Consider the following 22,403-nt stretch of genomic DNA (forward strand, 5'->3'; position numbering starts at 1 on the left):
TACAACTTATCTACCTTTCTCGCGTGGAGCAGAGAGGACATTCATCTGACAATGCTTACAATCAAACTGCAAAGGGAACTCGCGACCGTCGGATAGACGAAGGACGAGCGGTTCTTTCCATGAAGGAACACGGCCACCTCTCTTTACACAACAGCCCAATGAATATCTGAGACAATAACGACATTGCATCAACACGCCCTCGTCAGGCCGCACCTTCTCGAAAGCTGGTGCAACATGATTCAAGCCATGCTCCTTATAGAAAGATCTGCTGGCCGCATTGGCTATATTGTACAGATATGAAAAACGCTGTGGATAGAAAGAAGAGACCACGTCATACGGAGCGTGAAGTACTGTATTTGTAACGTCATTCAGTGGCGCAATAGCACCATGTTCTTTTACAGATAATCTTTCTTTAGCTACACTCTTGACGACTGCCTCGTCGAGAGCATCGACGATACGGCGTCGGAGGTCAGAGAGGATACTGGAAGGGATGAAGAAGTCAAAGTCATCGGCAATGTCAAGGGTCTGGACGACAAACTGCGTGGCTCCCATCTTAGACAATTGGCGTATGATATTGTCGTGCTGAGGCTTCTCAGACTTTTCAAGCGACTGAGGATCTGAGATGATGACAGCCGAGATGTTGGTGGCACAGACCCTTGCTGCGAGACGCAGGCAGCTGTCAATAGTGTCGAAGGCGAGAGCAACAGGGATGCGCCGAGACGACGAACGACGGCTCAAGACACGCTCGAAGTCCTGATCGTTATTGCGGTAAAGAGCCAGTCCTGGACGAAGTCCCGAGGGCATGCGGTGAGGAAACAGTTTGTTGCGCTCCACCTTGTTGACCCTGAATCCCTCCAGCTCGCGACGGGCATTGACGAAGCATAGACCGTCGCCATTGGCAAAGTTAGCCAGTCCCGCCACGGAGAACCACGGCGAGCGTATCTCCTTCACCTTACCCACATATTCGCCAAGTGCCTTGGGAGTGTCGGGCGAAGAGATGTCGGGAACACGTCCCGAGGCGAAATACGTGGTGAAACCACGATTGAACGTCTTCGTGAGATTAGGTTGGAACGAATATTCACACTTGCCCAACGAAGAGCGAACATACTCTGTCGGACAACGGCCTACGAGGTCGTCGAGCCGCTGACTGTAAGCAGCCGTCACATTTTTCACATAGGCAGAATCCTTCAGACGGCCCTCAATCTTGAACGAGACAGCACCAGCCTTAGCTAAAGCCTCGATATTGTTGATCTGACACATGTCCTTCAACGAAAGCAGATACCTCTCCCTCTCGATAATGTTACCGTCGGCGTCGATGAGATCAAACTTCATACGGCAGAACTGAGCACACTCGCCACGGTTGGCAGATCGCGAGAAACAGAATTGCGAAGCATAACACTGTCCGCTGTAACTAACACAGAGAGCACCATGGACAAAAACCTCCAGTTCCACGTCAGGACAAGCACGATGGATGTCGGCAATCTCGCTGACAGACAGTTCGCGAGCCAACACCACCCTTGAAAAGCCGAGATTAGAGAGCCATCTTACCTTTTCCACAGAGCGGTTGTCGGTCTGTGTGCTGGCGTGCATCTTCATTGTACCGCCTTCGTTCCACAGATCGTGCATCATTGGTACAAGCGCCATATCCTGGACCAACACAGCATCTACCCCTACCCTATCGAGCTGTCTGAGCAAGAGTCGTACAGCCTCCAGTTCAGGGTCATAGACGATGGTGTTGACCGTGACAAACACCTTTGCGCCGAAACGATGAGCGTAGTTGCAGAGCGAAGCGATGTCGTCGATGCTGTTACCCACCGCCGCACGTGCGCCAAAGTGGTCGGCACCGATATACACGGCGTCGGCACCATGGTCGATGGCAGCAATGCCACATTCGAGATTACGGGCAGGAGCCAGAAGTTCAACTGATTTCATCAATGTCGTATGGAGTTTCCTGATAGATGTAATAGTTTATCCAGTTGCTATACAACAAGTTAGCGTGAGCGCGCCACGTTACGACAGGTTCGAATTCAGGATTATTGTCACGATAATAGTTGACCGGTACGCCCACGTCGTCGCGCACGCCGAGGTCGCGACGATATTCGCGGTCGAGTGTGTCAGGCGCATATTCGAGATGACCTGTTACATAAAACTCACGTCCACCACGCGCCATGACGATGCTGACGCCACTCTCAGGCGACTCAGCGATGACAGAGAGGTCGGGACATTTGTCAATATCCTCTCGTCTGATTTCTGTATGTCGGCTTGTGAGGCATGAAAAAGACGTCGTCGAAGCCCCGGAAGATAGGCATCTGAGGCTGGAGTGTATATTGTCTGAAGATGCCGAACATCTTCTTCTCAAGCGGATACTTGGGAATGCCGTAATGACAGTAAAGGCCGGCCTGCGCCGCCCAGCAAATATACATTGTAGAAGTGACGTGAGTTCTTGCCCACGTCATGATAGTACGGATCTCGTCCCAGTATGTCACCTCTTCATAGTCGTAAGTCTCCACTGGAGCTCCGGTGATGATCATTCCGTCGAACTTCTCGTTTCTCATTGTCTCAAAATCGCGATAGAACATCATCATGTGTTCGATGGGCGTGTTCTTTGGCGTATGGCTCTTGAGTTTCATAAACGAGATGTCGAGCTGAAGCGGCGTGTTGGAGAGCAGACGCACGAGGTCAGTCTCGGTGGTGATCTTCAGAGGCATGAGATTAAGGATAACGATTTTCAGAGGACGAATATCCTGTGTCGTAGCCCTGGTATTGTCCATAACGAAAATATTCTCTTTCTTTAGAAGCTCTATAGCCGGGAGCTTGTCTGGTAGTCTTAATGGCATAGTTTATTATTTATACAATCTTTATTTTACATGCTGAGACATTGTCGAAGCCGCCTGCATCGATGGCAGCCTGACAGAGTTGGGGTGCATCGCAGTCGATGCTGAGGAGTTGTGACAAGTGGAGGTCGTCAACCATGTCGCTGAGTCCGTCGGAGCAAAGCAAGAAGACGTCGTCTGACTGTATGTCGTCGGTAAACTCGATGATGTCGATGAAAGGAGAGTCGCATCCAGCTCCAATACAGTTGGTGAGCGTATTTGAGTGTTTCGACTCGCCGAGGAGCACGTTAAGCGAATGGTCGGAAGAGAGTTGCTTGAGTACTCCGTCACGATAGCGATAGATGCGGCTATCACCACAGTTGATCCAGAAGAAGCGGCGTTCATAGACGATGATTGCCACGAGTGTAGTGCCCATGTTATAAGTCTCGCGGTTGAGCTGTCCCTTGGTGTTTATTGTGGCATTGGTGGAGTGCAACCATTCTACCAGTGCCTCGCAGAAATGAGCAGATGTGAGTTTCATGGGCAGGTCGCCAATATAGAAATGCAGCGAGGCGAGCACTTCCTGGCTTGCCACCTCACCCGCGCTGTAGCCTCCCATTCCGTCAGCTACGGCCATGATGAACCGGTCGCACTCTTTGAGTGATATATTTGCCGAATAGTTCTCGTCACGTACGAATTTGTTCCTGACGAGGATCATGTCTTCGTTATTATGTCTTATCAGTCCGACGTTACTCGAACAAGAGATCATAACGTTGTTCAGTTTCATAGTGTCAGCGTTTTGTTGAGTTAATAACCACTTGAAGGTTTACATTCGCGATGGTGAGCACATCGCCATTGTTGAGAGTCATGGCCACGTCAGGTACGAGTTTGCGTTTGTTGAGCCACGAGCCGTTAGAAGAATGCTTGTCCATGATGACCCACCCTTCGCCCCGTTTGAAGAACAGTTGCGCGTGTACACCTGATACATATTTATTCTGCACGAACATGTTTCGATAGGGTCCTTGTCGTCTGCCGATGACAGCGCCATTAACAGCTACGAGGTCAATGTTCAGCTGTCGGTTGACGAGTTTGAGTTGTGGTATTGACGTGTCGATCATCGACGACGACACCTCCATACGTCCAGAGGTGACGGCGACCGGTATTGAGAAGTGTTCAGACATGGTGGTATGCTGGTTCTGCATTTCTATTTCCTCCGCTGTGGCCATCATGCCTCCACACGAGGTGCATCTTCGTCCCGTGCCCACGTGTCCGCATTTCATGCAGTACATCATACGTTTGCCGCACTGGTCGCAAAAGTATGACCCTGACTCTATTTCTTCCTTGCAATATGGACAAATTATCATACTTGATACTGTTAGAGTGTTTACCCGATATCATCGGGAGTAATTGTTTTATACGTCTCGGTTGTTATCTGCTCGGGGTCCATGTCAGCCACTCGTTCAGACAACCTTCCTATGGTCTCGTCGAGGATGGTACGTATCTCGCGTGCGTTTCCGAAAGACTGTCCCTTAGCCATCACCTTCTGGCAGATTACTCCCATGAGTTTGTATTCGGCTTCTATGGAGAGGTGATAGTCTTCCTGTGCGGCCATCTTCTTGAAAATGGCGAGCAGTTCGTCCTCGTTATAGTCCTCGATATTCATGCGGTGGGTGAAACGGCTTGCCAGTTCGGGGTTAGCTTGCAGGAAGGCGTCCATACGGTCCTTGTATCCTGCGGCTATGACCACAAACTTACCGCGGTCGTCTTCCATTCGTTTCACGAGAGAGCTGATTGCCTCGTGTCCGTAGGGGTCTTCACCATCATGACAGAGGGAATAAGTCTCGTCGATGAAGAGCACACCGCCGAGAGCCTGGTCGCAGTAGCGGTTGACGAGCTTAGGCGTTTCGCCCATATACTTTCCGACGAGTTGTGCACGGCTTACCTCGATGACGTTTTTCGACGGCAGTATGTCCATGCTTTGGAGCAGTTCGCCCATGAGCCGTGCCAATGACGTCTTTCCCGTGCCTGAGTTGCCGGTGAGCACGAAGTTCATCACCATCTGCTGCACCTTTCCCACTCCACTTGCCGAGCGTTGTTTCATGAACATGCTCTGCACGGCGAGTCGTCGTATCATGTTTTTTACGGAGCGCATGCCGACAAATCCGTCGAGGTCGTTGAGCACCTCATCGAGCGGTCGTTTGCCACAAGCGTCATCCTGTTGGATGTCGGCAGAGGTGAGCTCATACATGTCCATCTCCTCGAGTTTCTTCTTTCCCATCTCCTCGACGAGACGCTGGCTCTGTCGTTCCACGCTCTCGTTGAAGAGTTTCCTTGCCTCGCGGGCGTTACCGAAGTTATTGTCACGTCTGAGGCACATCTGCTCAAACGTACGGTGTACCGTTCCGCGCGTGTCATCGTCGAGGGTGTATTTGCGTGCCGCGGCCATATTGAAGAATATCTCTGACAGTTCGTCGGGGTTATAATCCTCAAAATGGATGGTCTGCGTAAAGCGGCTTTTCAGTCCGGGGTTAGAGTCGATGAATTCGTGCATCTGCTGCGTGTAACCCGCCACGATGCAGACAAACTTCCCTCTGTCGTCCTCGAGTCGTTTCAGGAGAGTGTCTATGGCCTCAGAGCCAAACGAGTCCTGGTCGCTCGACTTGAGCGTATAAGCCTCGTCGATGAAGAGCACACCGCCGATAGCGGAATCCACGAGTTGGTTTGTCTTTATGGCAGTCTGTCCACTATATCCTGACACGAGGCTGCTGCGGTCAGCCTCGACGAGTTGTCCTCGCGAGAGCACTCCGAGTGTGGTGAGTACCTTAGCCATGATACGTGCCACGGTGGTCTTACCTGTACCCGGATTACCGGTAAAAATATAATGTTTTCCGAGGAAGGTGTCTCGTTCGCCTCGTTGTATCTGAAGGTTGATGAATGAGGCGAGGTTTGCCACCTCCTGTTTTACGGATTGCAGTCCCACGAGTTGGTTTAGTTCCACGAGGCAGTCGGTGTAATCAACCATCTGCGGGCGGTCGTACGGGATGTCATCATCTGATATGGTCATCAGTTCCTCGTTAGAAAGCATCTTGAGGTCGTTTTTCTCGAGTCTCTCTGCCTGTCGTTTGCAGATATTGTCAAAGAGCTGTCGCATGGCCCGTCCGTTGGCGAAATTTTTGTCACGGTGTTCATACTGTTCGTTGATCACCATCTTCGCCTTGTCCTCAGCCTTAGGAGTGAACACATAGTGTTTGTCTGTGGCGAAGGTAAGCATGATGCGGTAGAGCTCATCGGGAGTATAGTCATCGATGTTGAGGAAATAATTGAAGCGGCTTCTGAATCCTGGATTTATTCTGAAGAGGTTGTCCATCTCCATCCTGTATCCTGCCACGATGCATACGAACTCGCCCCTATCGTCCTCCATACGTTTCATAAGCGTCTCTAAGGCCTGTGCACCTTGCATGTCGCGTTCGCCGGTCTGGTTTATCGGTGCGAGGGTGTAAGCCTCATCGACAAAGAGAATGCCTCCCATGGCCTTGTCGCATAGTCTGTTGACGAGTTTTGGCGTCTCGCCCTGATATTGGCTAACCATCTTCGACCTGTCAACTTCTACGACGTGTCCGCTCTCCAGGTATCCTATTGATGAGAGCACCTCGCCGAGTTTTCTTGCTATGGTAGTCTTTCCTGTTCCCGGGTTACCGGTAAGAACGATGTGCATCGACATTTTCTCGCCTCCACCGAGGCCGCGTCCTTGTCGTTCAATGCCGTTTTTGACCGAGAAAGCGATCTCCCTCACGGCCTTTTTCACCTCGTCCATTCCTATGAAGCGATCCATGTCGGCGAGTATATCGTCGAGCGACCTTTCTGCAGGTACATAGCCCTTTATGTCGTCAGGTTCTACGATGTGAGCATCCACTCCACGGCTGATAAACGAAGTAAACACATCCTCGGCCACCTTTGTTGCCTCGTGAGCGTATCCGAAGCTCTCGTCTTTCTTTTTCAGCTGGTATTTGAAGTATCGTGCCAGCTTATGTTCAGCCTCAAGACAAAAGCTGTCGAGACCGTATTTCGTACGCAGTATTCCTCGACATATCTTCGTGAGGTCCTGATAGTTAGGGGTAGGAAGGTAGAACTTATACTTGAAGCGGTTACTTACTGCGGGATTATTGGTGATGAAGTCCTCGAGTCCTCGTGTGAGACCAGAGATGACGACGATAGGTCCGTCGTCCCAGTGGTCCATCTCCACGAAGAGTTTGTCGAGCGGGTTCACTTGGTTTGAGTATCTGTCAGGCAGAAGTTTCTGTACATTGTCGAAGAAGAGGATACCGTCCTTAGCTTTTTTCACATTGTCGTCCCACTTATCGACAAAGCGTTTGTAATCGACCGCATCGACCATGGTGAGTTTAGGTTTTGAGATAATATGGTGTTGGTAGAAATAGTCGCGTATGATCTCCGCGAGCATGGTCTTTCCCGTACCCGTCTCACCTATTATTATAGCATTGACGCTGAGTCTAACCCTCGCCACGTCTTGCCGACTCTGCAGGAAGGTATATGTGTCCACGATGGTCTGCAGCTGGCTTTTCACGTCGTCGAGTCCGACGATTTTCGACAACACGTCCTGTGTCTTCATAGGTTTGCCGCACCATCGACAGAATTTGGCAATAGCCCGATTATCCTTATGGCAATGTTCGCATTTCATAACATTTCATTTACTATTGTCACTCCCAATACCGAGAGAGCCAAGAGGCTCCACAAAGCATAGTGTATCAAAGACTCGCTACTCATGGTCTTGAGTTGGTTTTTCACGTCGTCGAGCACACCGAATTTCGATCCTTTGAACCGTTGTGCCTTTGTCTTGAACGTGTAGTATAGTGGTTCGAGCAGCGATGATTTCATGTCGTCGTCCATCACTTCGGCTATGAGAGCCTTGTCCTCTTCCGTCTCCTTGCTGTCGTCGGTGAGCCAACATATTATTACATAGATGAGCATGAAGGAGATGGTGAGGGGCAGTAGCAGCGAGCCGTAGTGGTGGTTTACCCATCTCATTGAGAGCAACGGGATAAACGAGGTGACGAATCCTATTGCAGCGAAGAAGGCGGACATCATCACTCCGAAGCCCTTGAAGTAAGACTTCACTCCCACGATGAGTGCTGTGGGCAGACCTATGGGGAGGCACAGTCTCATGAATCCGTTGTCGAGCATGGCGTCCCTATTTTTGAATCCGAAGACAAGGAAGAAGATGGCCAATATGGAAGCTACGGCATAAAAGAGTTGTTTTAGAATCCTTGTCTGGAATTTCGCCCGTCTGTACTCCCTTCTCACGTCGTCGTACTTCCGTGAGGTCTCGTCTTTTGCTTTCACATATCGACGGAAATAGTTCTGTTGCGGGTCGATAGAGCCTATGGCGAGTATCCATTTCTCAAGACTTTTCTCATAGCTGTATTCCTGTGAGAAGTCCTCGTAAGGATTCTCGTGGAAGAAGACGGCAAGCCACTGCATGAGGCTACCCTTGTTTATCTCAGCGCTCATCTCGGCTGCCATCTCATGTTCGAGTTTGTTGCCGTTGTCGAGCACCTTGCCCGACGGCAGCAGGTAAGACGGGGTGGTATCGAGGATGCGGCAGAAGCGGTAAGCAGCCACGCGCAGGTCGTAGAATCCCAGTCGGCAGTGATTTTCGTCGCTCTTGATGTCGAAGCAACGGTTGCACTCGTGTATCTGTTTGCTCCATCCGTGTAGCTGTGCATAGAAGAGGAAGCGTCCGTCTTTTCCACAGAAGTCGTTGATGTTCTTTGCAAATTCCTCATCACTCACGCTCTGCCACTGTTTCAGTTTCTCGGCGAGCAGCGCGCCCACCTTGGCAGGTGTGTTTGCGCCTCGGAGGTCGAATGCCGTTGTGCGGTCAACATTATAGAGCACCTTGTAAGCCAATGTCTTGGAGTACTCCTTTCCCTCGGTCATTATCCTGAGCGACTCGCACGCCATACGGTCTTCGTGACTATACATCCACGAGAGCAGTCGTCCGTCGGTGATGCTTCTCCAGTCGTCCTTGCTCATGTTTTCGTAACCGAAGCAGTGTATTATTTCCTTGAGAGTCCTCGACTTATAGTTGGTGAAGAAAGGCATGTCCTTGTCCATCTCATATACAGAGCGTAGGATAGAGATGCCGAGCTTATCGTTAGGCACTCCGGTAAAGTATCCTCTCATGCGGTTGACGTCGCAGTCGGTATGGCTTTCCACATACACCCACAGGTTGTCGTGCGGATTGCGCAGTGCAATCTGATACTGTTGTGAGTTGATGACCATGCTCACCGCCACGCTGTGGATGTCGTTACATTCCTGTCCGTTGATGTCAGTATAAGGCCATGAGTGGTCCATGGTATAGATGGCAGCCATGAGTCCGGCGTGCTGGTCGGCAGGATATCGGTTTGTGACGATGTCTTTAAGCTGCATTGCCGTCTTGCTGTTGCCGCAGGAGTCGAACCAGTTGGCGAGTCGTCCGCCGTAGAGGTATCCTCGTGCTATGCGTTCGTTGCTGAGGAGCAGAGGGATGAGCTCCTGCACGTTCTCAGCCACGAGGTTACGTTCGGGATCGACGATGAACGACTGATATCTGAGGAACGGCGAAGAGAGATCGACTTCAGGGTTCTCGCCGAGGAACCACCGTTCCACTTCGTTGTATGTCCATCGTTTTGCGACGTTGACGGAGGTGAGTCCCTTGACAATCATCTTCACTCTGTCAGGCAGCGAGTCGATGCCCGGTAGTCGTCCTTCGTTTTTTCGTTTTATTATAGTTCGTTCGCCCACGTTGAAAGGGCTGTTACCTCTCCAGAGCGTTAGCAGTGTTATTCCGAGTGAGTAGTAGTCTGTGGCTGGTGTTATCTCCACCACTCCGTCGATGACGTCGTTGTACATCTCAGGCGAGGCGTAGATAGGTGTTCTTGCCTGTGTGGTGCGGTGCAGTTCGTCTTTGTCTTTCACCACTGACGATATTCCGAAGTCTCCGAGCACGAGTTGCGTCTGCTCTTCGTCTCTGAAGAAGAAGTTGCCTGGCTTTATGTCTTTGTGAATCACGTTGTTGTTGTGGCAATACTCCAGAGCCGCTGCAGCTTGCAGCGCGATGCGTCGGAAGCGGTTCATGTCGCCGTTGAGTTTATATGTGGAGAGTGTTCCGCCCCTAAGGTATTCCATGAGTTCGTAGTCACGGCTTACGCCTCCGACATACATTTTTCCGAAGTCATAGACCTGTACGATCATCTCGAATCCTATACCCGCAATGATCTTCAGCAGTTTTTTCTTCACCGTGAAGTTTGGGTAATAGATTTTCAGCACGAGGAGTTCTCCGTTGTTTTCCACGAGGAACACCTGTGCCTCTCCAGAGTTGTCGCTCAGGCATCTTACCTTTCGGTAGTATGTGTTGTTTATTTCAAACGTATCGGTGTCGATGCTATCGTTGTTAGGCATCTGCGACTGTCCATCGTCGTCCATACGTCCAGTGACGTCGAGCATGGCATTGGCATGCGAGAGGGTAATATTTGTCGCGTCGTTGAGCTTCGCGTCGGATCTTAGTGTCCCGTCGTTAAGTGTCAAACTGTTGAACGTCTCGTCGTTGAGTGTCACGCTGTTTAGCGTCACATCGTTGTTGCCCATGCCTCTTATCGTACTTTCATCCATTGTCGTCAGTCTTTAGTTGTTTTAGTATTCTGTCCGAGAATAATCCATTTTCCTCCGAGGTGAGGCTTTGCGCATCCGCAAGGGCTGCTGTGAATGGCATTCTTATAGTTGCATTTCCAGGCGAGTCTGAGTCCAGCCGGTTTCATCGCCATGGCATAGTTTCTTGCCTCTACCGGCTTTTCCATTGGCTGAGTTTTCAGTGCGTCCAATGCCTCCATGAGTTGGTCGGTGAGTGTTTTTTTGTTTTCCTTATAATCTTCTTGTGTTATTCTCTTCGACTTTATCTCGGGAATGACGGGATTAGTCTCTCCTCGGTCTTCGGCGAGCAGTTTGAGCACTCGGTCGCGGAGAGCCTGATTGGCTTTTTCGTGCATTACCTCGATTTCTGAGGTCATCGGCACGGCCTTGTCGAGTTCGCAGAGTTTGTCTGCAATCTTCTGCATCTCCATATATTCGGGAGTCTGCCTTACCTGATGGAGGAGTCGTTTAGCCTCGTCTGTAAGGGGCATCCCACACTGTTTGCAGAAGGCGAAGTCGTTCATCGTATTGCATCGTGGACAGACCACTCCGCCCCTTGGGTTTCCGCACTCAGGGCAGTAGGCCTCGTCGCCTTGCAGTTGTGCTCCGCAGAAGGAGCATGTGTCGTACTTGACGTAGTGTTTGCAAGCCTCGCAGAAGTCGGAGCCTTGTGACATTGTAGCACCACAGTTAGGGCAAATGGTCATTGCGTCAGCCTGCTGGTATTGCATCTGTCCTATGGATTCAAAAGGCATCATCTCGTTGTCTGAATCCATTGTCTGGAATAGTTGTTTCGACAGTGTTTTGGGCAGTGTCTGTTCCAGTTCGTTTATGTCTGTCTGAATGTTATTATCGTCCATAAAAGGTTTCAATTGGTTTATTTTTTGTGCGTCTGTTTTATTAGACGAACACAAGGAATACGGTTTATTGCGTGCAAAGATATAAATTTTTCTTTAAATACCAAAAAAAACCACCAGATTTTTTTAAATCCAGTGGTCTTTATTTTAATATTTTAAAATTTGTGGTTTTACCAGAGATCCAGTCTTTGGCTCTTTGGGAGGTAAAGTTTGTCGCCTTCTTTCACATTAAACGCCTCGTACCAGGCGTCGATATGTGGCAGTGTTCCGTTCACTCTCCATCGTCCGAGAGAGTGCGGGTCGCTCTTTGTTCGGTTGCGTATTTCCTCATCGGTGATGTTGCCTGCCCACACTCCAGCATAGGCCATAAAGAATCGTTGGTCTGCTGTAAACCCCTCTTTTTCTGCGGGTTTATTGCCTTTTGTGGCGTTTTGGTATGCTGTCCAAGCTACTTGCAGTCCTCCGTGGTCGGCAAGGTTCTCTCCGAGTGTGAATCGTCCGTTGGCGTTAAGGTCGGGTAGCACCTTGATGTCAGAGAAGAAGCGGTCGAGCTGGTCAGCCTTTTCGTTAAATTTCTTCGCATCGTCTTCTGTCCACCATCCGTTCATGTTACCATCTTTGTCGTAATTGCGTCCGCTATCGTCAAAACCGTGTGTCATCTCGTGTCCGATGACCACACCGATGGCACCGTAGTTGAAAGCGTCGTCGGCTTCAGGGTCGAAGAATGGCGGCTGAAGGATTCCTGCGGGGAAGCAGATCTCGTTTGTGGTGGGGTTATAGTATGCGTTGACGGTCTGTGGTGTCATGTGCCACTCGTCTCGATCGACGGGTTTGCCTAGTGTTTTTTCGAGGCTTCGTTTCAGCCAGAAGCGCGAGCACTCTTTCATGTTCTCGTAGTACGATTTTGAGGGGTCGATGGTGAGTTGGCTGAGGTCTTCCCACTTGTCGGGGTATCCTATCTTTACATAGAAGGTAGAGAGTTTGTCGAGAGCGTTTTTCTTTGTCTCTTCTCCCATCCAGTCCTGAGCCTTGATGCGTTCGCCGAGGGCAGTCTGCAGGTTACGCACGAGAGTCACCATGCGTTTTTTTGACGATGCAGGGAAGTACTTCTCCACATAGATCTTTCCGAGAGCCTCTCCCATCACTCCTTCCACCTGTTGTGTGGCTCGTTTCCACAGCGGGAAGTTTTCCTTTCGTCCCGACATGGTCTTGCCGAAGAAGTCGAATTTCGCTGCTATGATGTCGTCGCTGAGCAGGTCTGCAGCGTCCATAATCTGTCCCCACTCCATATAGTCACGGTATTCGGCAGGTGTGAGACTACCGATGAGTTTGTCGGCAGCCGCCACGAAGTCGGGCTGTCCGACAACCACCTCATCAATATATTTCAGGTCGATGCCTGTTGCCTTGAGCTGACGGTCGAGCTGAGTGTTGGGGTAACGTCTGTTAAACTCCTCGCGTGTGATCTTGTTGTAGTTGGCCTCAGGGTCGCGGAGCTCAGCCGGCGACTTCGACGCCTTAGCCAATGTGGTTTCAAGCTTCATGATGTTCTGCATTTTTGCCTGCGCAGCTTTCTCGCTGAAACCCAAGAGTTTGAACATGCTGACGATATGTTTCTTGTAAGCCTCCCTGATGGCTGTGGTTGCTGGGTCTTCGTCTATGTAGTACGACTTCTGTCTGAGTGTTATTCCGGCTTGCCACACGTTGAGGATATTCTGCTTTGAGTTTTTGCGGTCAGTGCCGTAGTAAGCTCCGAAGAACTCGTTGTCGCCGTATGCAGCGAGTTCGAGTTGGATGTCGAAGAGCTGTGTCACGGTCTTTGCTTTCTCCATGCGGTTGATGATTTCCATGAGTGGTTTCACGCCGTCGGCATTACGTCGCTGCTGGTCGATGGCGAGTTTATAGAGGTCGCTCAACTTTCGTTCTGTGGTTCCAGGCTTGTAGTCGGCGTTTTTCAGGTCGTCGAGTATGGCGTTGATCCGTTTGTTGTTGTTTTCGGCCAGTTGGTCGAAGCTGCCGTACCTGGAGTATGCTGCTGGCAGCGGGTTGGCTTTCATCCATCCTCCGCAGGCGAAGGAGTAGAAGTCGTCGGCAGGACGCACGGTCTTGTCGAGATTGTCGGCCGACACACCTGCTGTGAGGTTGTCTTGCGCCGCGGCTCCCATGGTGACGGTAGCCATTGTGATTACAGTCAATAAATTCTTCAGTTCCATAATTATTTCGATTTTTCGTTGTTCTTTCTTGTCTTGCCGTGGTCTTATCCCATCGTAGCCTTTAGTTCGTCGAGCTGCATCTCCGCCTCCTCCCATCGTTCCACCTCCTCGTCGAGAGCTTTCTTTGTCGAGGTGTATTCGGTGATGATAGTCATGTCACTGGCGTTTTCAGGGTGGCAGAGTATGTCGTCGAGTTCTTTCAGTCGTTTCTCCATGCTCTCAATCTTGCGTTCCGACTCCTTCACGGTTTTTTCCGCCTTGGAGATTTTCTTCTGCATCTCTTTCCTTTCCTGGTAGCTCATCTTACTGTCGGTCACGGGTATGTCTGCTGCATTAGAGTTATGTTGTTGGGCAGTCTTCGGCGACGACTGTGCCTGTGTTACTGCCGCGAGCGACTTGCCTCCGAGGGCGTCGAGATTCTCTATCTGGTGTTCGCGGAGGAAGTCGTAGATGCCTCCTATATGTTCGCGCACCTTTCCACCGCCAAACTCATAGACCTTGCTAACCAGTCCGTCGAGGAACTCGCGGTCGTGGCTCACGATGATTGCCGTCCCATCGAAGGCCCTTATGGCTTCCTTAAGCACGTCTTTCGAGGGCATGTCGAGGTGGTTGGTGGGCTCGTCGAGGATGAGCAGGTTGACGGGTTCGAGCAGTAGCCTTATCATTGCCAGTCGGCTGCGCTCGCCACCGCTCAGCACCCTCACCTTCTTCTCCGACGCTTCGCCACCGAACATGAACGCACCGAGGATGTCGTTTATCTTCAAGCGTATCTCGCCTCGCGCCACATTGTCGATGGTTTCAAACACCGAGAGGCTCTCGTCCAAGAGTTGCGCTTGGTTTTGCGCGAAATAGCCTATCTGGACGTTGTGTCCCACCTTCAGTCCGCCAGTGAAGGGAATCTCGCCCATGATACATTTCACGAGTGTTGACTTTCCCTCTCCGTTGCGCCCCACGAACGCAACTTTCTCGCCACGTTTTATGGTGAGGTTCACGTGGTCGAAGACGGTGTGCTGTCCGTAGTCTTTCCTCACCTCGTCGCAGATGACGGGATAGTCGCCGCTTCTAAGGCAGGGCGGAAACTTCAGATGGAGTGCTGAGTTGTCCACCTCGTCTATCTCTATTGGCACGATCTTCTCAAGCTGCTTGAGTCGGCTCTGTACCTGTACGGCTTTGGTGGGCTTGTAGCGAAAACGCTCCACGAAGTCCTTTATGTCGGCAATCTCCTTCTGCTGGTTCTCGTATGCTCGCAACTGTTGTTCGCGACGCTCCTGGCGCAGCTTCACATACTCGTCATACTTCACGCGGTAGTCAATCACCTTGCCACACGAGATTTCTAACGTGCGGTTGGTGACATTATTGATGAAGGCGCGGTCGTGACTCACCAGCACCACAGCCTTGGCCTGTGTGCTGAGAAACTGTTCCAGCCACTGTATCGACTCGATGTCGAGATGGTTGGTGGGCTCGTCGAGCAGCAGCACGTCGGGCTTCTGAAGCAGGATTTTTGCCAGCTCGATCCTCATTCGCCATCCTCCAGAGAACTCACTCGTAGGACGGACCATGTCCTCGCGTGTGAAGCCCAATCCAGACAGAGTGCGCTCCAGCTCCGCCTCGCAGTTCTCGGCTCCCATCATCAGAAGTCGCTCGTGCTCGGAGGTGAACGTCTCCACAAGGCGTGCATAGTCCTCGCTCTCGTAGTCGGTACGCTCCGCCAACTGCCTGTTGAGGTCGTCAACGCGCCGCTGCATTTCGTTGACATTGGCAAACGCCTTGCGCGCCTCGTCCTTGACGGTGGTGTCGTCCTGAAGGATCATCACCTGCGGCAGATAGCCAATGGTGGTGTCGTTAGGCACAGCCACAACGCCTTCCGTGGGCTTCTGCTTGCCGCAGAGTATCTTGAGGAGGGTCGATTTGCCTGCACCGTTCTTTCCAACAAGGGCGATGCGGTCGCGGTCGTTGATCACGAAACAGGCACCTGAAAAGAGCGGCTTGACGCCAAACTCCACCTTTAGTTGTTCTACTGATATCATATATACTTATTTTGGACTGCAAAATTACACCTTTTATGCTACATCACAAAATCTTTTAATTTTTTTTCTCACAAAGAGGGCTTTTCTCATCAAAAATATGTAACTTTGCCCCCAAATATCAAAAACAATGGACGAAAAAGAGAGAAACGAGAAAGAGAGAATCGTCGAACTGCGCCAGCAGCTCCACCAGCATAACATACATTACTACGTGGAAAACCAGCCTGTCATCAGCGACCAAGACTTCGACTACATGATGCACGAGTTAGAGAGTCTTGAGAAGGCTCATCCCGAGATGTACGACCCCAACTCACCCACCCAACGTGTGGGCAGCGACCTCATGGGTGGCTTCCAGAGCGTGGCCCACCGCTACCCCATGCTCTCGCTTGCCAACACCTACAACCAGCAGGAAGTGGCCGACTGGTACGACAGTGTGAAGCGAGGACTGGAAGGCGAGGACTTTGAGGTGTGCTGCGAGATGAAATACGACGGTCTGTCCATCAGCCTCACCTACGAGGATGGAAGACTCGTCAGGGCTGTGACACGTGGAGACGGCGTGCGCGGCGACGACGTCACCGCCAACGTGCGCACCATAAGGTCCATACCGCTCGTGCTCACCGGCTCCGCCTACCCCGCCTCGTTTGAGATCAGAGGCGAAATACTCATGCCGTGGGACGTGTTCAACCACCTCAACGCCGAGCGTGAGAAAGCCGAAGAACCGCTCTTCGCCAACCCACGCAACGCCGCCAGCGGCACTTTGAAGAGCCTCTCGTCAGCTCTCGTGGCAAGCCGTCAACTCGACGCATACCTATATTATATAATAGGTGAAGAGCTCCCCTCCATAGGCCACTACGAAAACCTCGAAAAAGCCTCACAATGGGGATTCAAGATCAGCAAGGGCATGAAAAAAGTACACTCGCTCGACGAGATTTATGACTTCATCGACTACTGGGACACCGAGCGCAAGAACCTGCCCGTGGCCACCGACGGCATCGTGCTGAAGGTGAACAGCCTCAGACAGCAGCGCGCCTTGGGCTTCACTGCCAAGAGTCCGCGATGGGCAATAGCCTACAAGTTCAAGGCTGAGAGAGAGCGCACCAGACTCATCAACGTGACGTTCCAGGTGGGACGCACTGGAGCCGTCACCCCCGTGGCAAACATGGAACCCGTCCAGCTTGCAGGCACGACGGTGAAACGCGCCACACTCAACAACGAAGACTTCATCCGCTCATTCGACCTCCACATAGGCGACTATGTGTATGTAGAAAAGGGAGGAGAGATCATACCGAAGATAGTAGGAGTTGACCTCGACTCGCGTCAGGCAGACGCCACACGGGTGGAGTTCATCAAGTGCTGCCCCGAATGCGGCACTCCCTTGGTGAGATACGAGGGCGAAGCCGTACACTACTGCCCCAACGACGACGGCTGCCCGCCTCAGATAAAGGGACGTATCGAACACTTCATCTCGCGCAGGGCAATGAACATCGACTCGCTCGGCCCCGAGACCATAGACGAGTACTATCGCCGGGGTATCATCAAAAACATAGCTGACCTATACGACATCGACGTGCAACAGATCAATGGCGACGGCAGCCGCGAGAAGTCGGCAAGGAAAATAGTGGAGGGCATCGCCGCCTCGCGCGAAGTGCCATTCGAACGCGTTGTGTTCGCCTTAGGCATACGTCTCGTGGGCGAGACATCGGCAAAGACACTCGCACGGCACTTCAAAGACATCGACCGGCTCCAGGCAGCCACCCTCGACGAGCTCACCCACATCGACGGCATAGGAGAGATAATGGCAAAGAGCGTCATCAGCTACTTCCAAAATGACGAGAACGCCACCATCGTCAGACGACTCAAGGACTACGGCCTCAGGATGAGCCTCTCGGAAGAACAACTCGCCGGCCACACCGATCGTCTCAAAGGCCTGACTATCGTCATCAGCGGCGTCTTCCAGCGCCATAGCCGCGACGAATACAAGACACTCATCGAACAGCACGGAGGCAAAAACACTGGCTCTATCAGCGCCAAGACAAGCTACCTTCTCGCTGGCGACAATATGGGTCCTGCCAAACTGCAAAAGGCTGAAAAATTAGGAGTTAAGATAATAAACGAACAACAATTCCTCGAAATGATAGGCCTAAATGCGTAAAAAATGTTAAAAGAAAGAAGCTAAGAAAGAAATTCTTCACAGTTTATTCTTAAATTTTCATTTTTCTTAGTACCTTTGCAGCCGATTTTCACAAAAATAGTTGAATGAAGAATGACAATATAAAAAATCAGTACCGTGTTAATGAACAGATACGTGTACGAGAAGTCCGCATCGTAGGAGACGGCGGATCTACAGTGGTTCCTACACGCCAAGCATTAGACATGGCTCGTGAGCAAGGAGTGGATTTGGTCGAGATTTCGCCAAACGCCAACCCACCCGTATGTCGTCTTATCGACTATTCGAAGTTCCTCTACCAGCAGAAAAAACGCGCCAAGGAGATGAAGGCCAAGCAGGTGAAGGTGGAGGTGAAGGAAATAAGGTTCGGACCACAGACCGACGAGCACGACTACCAGTTCAAGCTCAAGCACGCGAAGGAGTTTCTCGAGGACGGCAACAAGGTTCGCGCCTACGTCTTCTTCCGCGGACGCTCCATCCTGTTCAAAGAGCAGGGAGAGGTGCTTCTGCTTCGTTTCGCCAACGACCTTGAGGAATTCGGCAAGGTAGAGCACATGCCTTCGCTCGAAGGAAAGAAGATGTTCCTCTACCTCGCGCCAAAGAAAGCCGGTGCAGCCAAGAAGAGCCAGCAGGCCCTCGACCGCGAGAAGAAAGCCGCCGAGCAGAAAGAGGCTCCGCGACAGAAAGCCGCTGAGACTGCCGACGACGCCTTGGTAGAGATTCCGGCCAACGGCGGCCTGTTCGCCAACGCCAAGATGAGCGACGCCGTAAAGGAGAAAATAAAGAACATAAAAGAGTAAAGAACATAAAGGAATAAGTGCGTAACGCCCGGTATATGCGTTGCCACCATATAATAAATAACAACAAATTAAAACATTAAAAAAATGCCAAAAGTAAAGACAAACTCCGGAGCGAAGAAGAGATTCCGTTTCACCGGTACAGGTAAGATTAAGAGAGCTCACGCCTTTCACAGTCACATCCTGACAAAGAAGACAAAGAAGCAAAAGCGCAACCTCGTTCACGACACTATCGTGGATAGCACAAACTTGAAGCAGGTTCGTGACCTGTTGTGTCTCCGTTAATCCCTTATTGTCTAACATTTTAAAGTAAGAAAAACTATGCCAAGATCAGTAAATCACGTTGCTTCAAGAGCAAAGAGAAAAAGAATTTTAAAGCTTACTCGCGGCTACTATGGCGCACGCAAGAATGTTTGGACCGTAGCAAAAAACACATGGGAGAAGGGTCTTACCTACGCTTACCGTGACCGCCGCAACAAGAAGCGCACCTTCCGCGCACTGTGGATCCAGCGTATCAACGCTGCCGCTCGCCTCGAAGGCATGAGCTACTCAGTACTCATGGGCGCACTCAACAAGGCTGGTATCGAAATCAACCGCAAGGTGCTCGCTGACCTCGCTGTCAACAACCCTGAGGCTTTTAAGGCCATCGTTGCAAAGGTAAAGTAAGAATAACACATCTTACACATAACCCTACAGAGCCATCGTCAAAATCCATGACGGTGGCTCTGCTTTTTTCTGCATCCACACCACTTTTGGAAGAAAAAATCGCCATATACGGCAATTTTGTCACAAAAAAAATCTATAATCTGAAGAAAAAGATGTAACTTTGCACACAAAAACGAAATAAATGAGCATACTATCAAAAATCCTCGGCAGAAAAGACGCCGAACAACAACAGAAGACAGGAGGAATGGAGGACTTCATGACCCTCATAAGAGTATATTTCCAGGCAGCCATGGCAGCAGACCTCGGCATTACAAACCTCGCCGCCCTGCCCGACCTCAGAGTGTTTAAGACCACACTGCACGTGCCTACCGTGAACAACCGCCTCGGCATAGGCGAACGCACACGATGCAAGAAGATGCTGAAAGACATGTACGATATCGACGACTTCTTCTTCAAGGAAATCGACTCCAGCCTGCGGAAGCGCTGCAGAAGGCTACAAGACGTGCAGACCTATATGATACAGTTCCAGAACTTCACTCAAGACCTCATGATGCTGCTGAGCAACCTTATGAAGTTCAAGTTGCGCTTACCCTCGTTCATGCAGAAGACCCTGCGCTCGCTGATCAACAAGACTGTTGACGACATCTTCAACAAAAACGACTACACCGACGCTGCCGTACTCAAGACCGCCGTTGGCGTGAGACAGTACGCCGCCAAGCTCGGCTTCTCGCAGCAGTGGACAGCACTCTTCGCCGAGAAAGTCGTGATGCTCGCAAAGAAAGAGCCGAGACCAAAGGATGAAGACATAAAGAAATAAAAAAACTTAAATTTTCGACTTCATCATCCATTATTTGGAAAAAAAGCGATACCTTTGTAACAAACTATTGAGCAACAGAACATGAGTCCAAGCGAAACCACATTAGCCGCTTTCGAGGCAAAGCTCCGAAACCTCATCCTCCACTACAAGAAACTGAAAGAGGAGAACGAGGAGCTCTATGCCATGCTCGAAAAAAGCGAAACCGCAAACAAGAGACTGCAGGACGAGCTCAATAAGACAAAGCAGAAGTTCAACGACTACAAGACGGCGAAGATGATAGCAGTCAGCGACAACGACATCCAGGCCACGAAAGCACGCCTCACGCTTCTCATCAGACACGTCAACAAGTGCATCACTCTGCTCTCCGAACAAGATTAACAACACCCACGATTCCCAATGGCAGAAGACAACCTCAAAAAACAGCATATACGCATACATGTGTACGACGAGGATTTCACCATCGCCGTGAGACCCGAGGACGAACCGCTCTACCGTAGGGCGGCAAAGTTCATTACCGAAAGATACAACAAGTACGCCGAAATGTTCAAAACACATAAGAGCGACCACACCATCGCCCTTATGACTCTCATTGATATTGCTCTGCTATACGAAATAGAAGCACAGAAAAACGATGTCAGTCCCTACGACAAGGCCATCGAGCGCCTCTCTGCCGACATCGACTATGCGCTGGGAATCAATAAGAAATAGAACATTTTTTTAACTTTTAAATTAAATAACTATTTATGATTTTGACAATTATTATAGCCGCCGCAACACTCATCTTAGGTGGAGTGGGTGGATATCTTTTCTTCAAGTACGTGCTGAAAGGTAAGTACAACGAAATGATGGCCACCGTGGAAAAAGAAGCGGAAGTGATCAAGGAGAAAAAACTTCTCGAAGTAAAGGAAAAATTCCTCAACAAGAAGAGCGAACTCGAAAAGGAAGTGCAGGTGAGAAACCAGCACATCCAGCAGAGCGAGAACAGACTCAAGCAGCGCGAGCTCTCGCTCAACCAGCGCCAAGAGGAACTGGGAAGACGCAAGAACGACCTCGACAACCAGCAAACGCGCATCGACAACGAGAAGAAGATGCTCGCCATGAAACACGAGGAACTCGAAAAGATGCAGCTCAAGGAGCGCGAGAAACTCGAAGAGCTATCTGGTCTCTCGGCCGACGAGGCAAAACAACGCCTCGTGGAAGCAATGAAAGACGAGGCCCGCACCGACGCGCAGAGCTACATCAACGAGATTATGGACGAAGCCAAGCTCAACGCCAACGCGCAGGCTCGCAAGATAGTCATACAGACCATACAACGAGTGGCTACCGAGACGGCCATCGAGAACAGCGTCAGCGTATTTCATATCGACAACGACGAGGTGAAGGGACGCATCATCGGACGCGAAGGACGTAACATACGTGCTCTCGAAGCCGCCACAGGCGTCGAAATCGTCGTTGACGACACACCAGAGGCCATCGTCATCTCTGCATTCGACCCCATACGCCGCGAAGTGTGCCGCTTGGCTCTCCACCAGCTCGTCACCGACGGCCGCATCCACCCTGCACGCATCGAAGAGGTGGTGCAGAAGGTAAAGAAACAACTCGACAACGAGGTGATCGAGACCGGTAAGCGCACCGCTATCGACCTCGGCATCCACGGACTCCACCCCGAGCTGATACGTATTGTCGGAAAGATGAAGTACCGCAGCTCTTACGGACAGAACCTGCTGCAGCACGCACGCGAGACAGCCAACCTCTGTGCCGTGATGGCGTCTGAGTTAGGACTCAACCCTAAGAAGGCAAAACGCGCCGGACTGCTGCACGACATCGGCAAGGTGCCTGACGAGGAGAGCGAACTGCCACACGCACTTTACGGAGCCAAGATAGCGGAAAAATACAAGGAGAAGCCCGACATCTGCAACGCCATTGCCGCCCACCACGACGAGTGCGAGATGAACACACTGCTCGCCCCTATCGTACAGGTGTGCGACGCCATCAGCGGAGCCCGACCAGGCGCACGCCGCGAGATTGTAGAGGCATACATCAAGCGTCTAAACGACCTTGAGGCCATTGCCATGAGCTATCCGGGAGTGACCAAGACCTACGCCATCCAGGCAGGTCGCGAGCTGCGCGTCATCGTAGGTGCCGACAAGATGGACGACGTCGAGACCGAAGCACTCTCTGGCGAAATCGCCAACAAGATCCAGAACGAGATGACTTATCCTGGACAGGTTAAGATCACCGTCATCCGCGAGACTCGCAGCGTAGCTTACGCAAAATAAATCAAATATAATTATAAAGGTTAAAGGGGAGGCCGCTCTAACGAGTAGTCTCCCCTTTATTTTGTTCAACAATATGTTGCATCAATT

The 22,403-nt window shown here is 51.0% G+C and carries 16 protein-coding genes and 1 pseudogene; 8 read left to right on the forward strand and 9 right to left on the reverse strand.

What is annotated here, in order from left to right:
• Positions 1-6: 6 nt before the first annotated feature.
• The 9 genes and pseudogenes from CIK99_RS09275 to CIK99_RS09315 form a co-directional block, all read right to left on the reverse strand.
• Positions 7-1,932, reverse strand: coding sequence for a U32 family peptidase (locus CIK99_RS09275; RefSeq protein WP_094381249.1), 1,926 nt, complete (start codon positions 1,930-1,932; stop codon positions 7-9).
• A pseudogene (gene metA, locus CIK99_RS09280) lies at positions 1,919-2,837 on the reverse strand (homoserine O-succinyltransferase). The gene CIK99_RS09275 and the pseudogene metA overlap by 14 nt, the downstream one beginning before the upstream one ends.
• Positions 2,838-2,847: 10 nt before the next feature.
• Complete coding sequence (locus CIK99_RS09285) at positions 2,848-3,600, reverse strand: PP2C family serine/threonine-protein phosphatase (protein ID WP_094381250.1); 753 nt, start codon at positions 3,598-3,600, stop codon at positions 2,848-2,850.
• Between the two features lie 4 nt (positions 3,601-3,604).
• Entirely contained in the window at positions 3,605-4,177 is a 573-nt protein-coding gene (locus tag CIK99_RS09290) for an FHA domain-containing protein (RefSeq protein WP_094381251.1), read from the reverse strand.
• Between the two features lie 20 nt (positions 4,178-4,197).
• Positions 4,198-7,509 (reverse strand): AAA family ATPase, encoded by a 3,312-nt coding sequence (locus CIK99_RS09295; RefSeq protein ID WP_094381252.1) that lies wholly within the window; start codon positions 7,507-7,509, stop codon positions 4,198-4,200.
• The gene (locus CIK99_RS09300; RefSeq protein ID WP_094381253.1) at positions 7,506-10,481 is read right to left on the reverse strand and encodes a protein kinase; all 2,976 of its coding nucleotides are present in this window, start codon (positions 10,479-10,481) and stop codon (positions 7,506-7,508) included. The genes CIK99_RS09295 and CIK99_RS09300 overlap by 4 nt, the downstream gene beginning before the upstream one ends.
• Positions 10,482-10,486: 5 nt before the next feature.
• Positions 10,487-11,359: a zinc ribbon domain-containing protein gene (locus tag CIK99_RS09305; RefSeq protein ID WP_094381254.1), complete on the reverse strand. Its 873-nt coding sequence runs from the start codon at positions 11,357-11,359 to the stop codon at positions 10,487-10,489.
• A gap of 167 nt (positions 11,360-11,526) precedes the next feature.
• Positions 11,527-13,566: a M13 family metallopeptidase gene (locus CIK99_RS09310; RefSeq protein WP_094381255.1), complete on the reverse strand. Its 2,040-nt coding sequence runs from the start codon at positions 13,564-13,566 to the stop codon at positions 11,527-11,529.
• Positions 13,567-13,610: 44 nt separating this feature from the next.
• Positions 13,611-15,593: an ABC-F family ATP-binding cassette domain-containing protein gene (locus tag CIK99_RS09315; RefSeq protein ID WP_094381256.1), complete on the reverse strand. Its 1,983-nt coding sequence runs from the start codon at positions 15,591-15,593 to the stop codon at positions 13,611-13,613.
• A 127-nt stretch (positions 15,594-15,720) separates the two neighbouring features.
• On the opposite strand from CIK99_RS09315, the gene ligA reads away from it, so the two are divergent.
• The 8 genes from ligA (at position 15,721) to rny (ending at position 22,316) form a co-directional block, all read left to right on the forward strand.
• Complete coding sequence (gene ligA / locus CIK99_RS09320) at positions 15,721-17,742, forward strand: NAD-dependent DNA ligase LigA (RefSeq protein WP_094381257.1); 2,022 nt, start codon at positions 15,721-15,723, stop codon at positions 17,740-17,742.
• A 104-nt stretch (positions 17,743-17,846) separates the two neighbouring features.
• Positions 17,847-18,557, forward strand: a complete 711-nt coding sequence (gene infC / locus CIK99_RS09325) for a translation initiation factor IF-3 (RefSeq protein WP_094381258.1) — start codon at positions 17,847-17,849, stop codon at positions 18,555-18,557.
• 84 nt (positions 18,558-18,641) lie between these two features.
• Positions 18,642-18,839 carry a 50S ribosomal protein L35 gene (rpmI, locus tag CIK99_RS09330; protein ID WP_094381259.1) on the forward strand — a complete coding sequence of 66 codons (198 nt, stop codon included), beginning with the start codon at positions 18,642-18,644 and terminating at the stop codon, positions 18,837-18,839.
• A 36-nt stretch (positions 18,840-18,875) separates the two neighbouring features.
• On the forward strand, positions 18,876-19,220 hold the full coding sequence (gene rplT / locus CIK99_RS09335) for a 50S ribosomal protein L20 (protein ID WP_094381260.1): 345 nt from the start codon (positions 18,876-18,878) through the stop codon (positions 19,218-19,220).
• A 181-nt stretch (positions 19,221-19,401) separates the two neighbouring features.
• Positions 19,402-20,037 carry a hypothetical protein gene (locus CIK99_RS09340; protein WP_094381261.1) on the forward strand — a complete coding sequence of 212 codons (636 nt, stop codon included), beginning with the start codon at positions 19,402-19,404 and terminating at the stop codon, positions 20,035-20,037.
• Positions 20,038-20,118: 81 nt separating this feature from the next.
• Positions 20,119-20,415 carry a hypothetical protein gene (locus CIK99_RS09345; protein ID WP_094381262.1) on the forward strand — a complete coding sequence of 99 codons (297 nt, stop codon included), beginning with the start codon at positions 20,119-20,121 and terminating at the stop codon, positions 20,413-20,415.
• Positions 20,416-20,433: 18 nt separating this feature from the next.
• Positions 20,434-20,745 (forward strand): cell division protein ZapA, encoded by a 312-nt coding sequence (locus CIK99_RS09350; protein WP_094381263.1) that lies wholly within the window; start codon positions 20,434-20,436, stop codon positions 20,743-20,745.
• A 35-nt stretch (positions 20,746-20,780) separates the two neighbouring features.
• Positions 20,781-22,316, forward strand: coding sequence for a ribonuclease Y (gene rny, locus CIK99_RS09355; RefSeq protein ID WP_094381264.1), 1,536 nt, complete (start codon positions 20,781-20,783; stop codon positions 22,314-22,316).
• Positions 22,317-22,403 lie beyond the last annotated feature (87 nt).

Origin of the sequence: Prevotella sp. P5-92 (assembly GCF_002251245.1) — a bacterium.
GTDB lineage: Bacteria > Bacteroidota > Bacteroidia > Bacteroidales > Bacteroidaceae > Prevotella.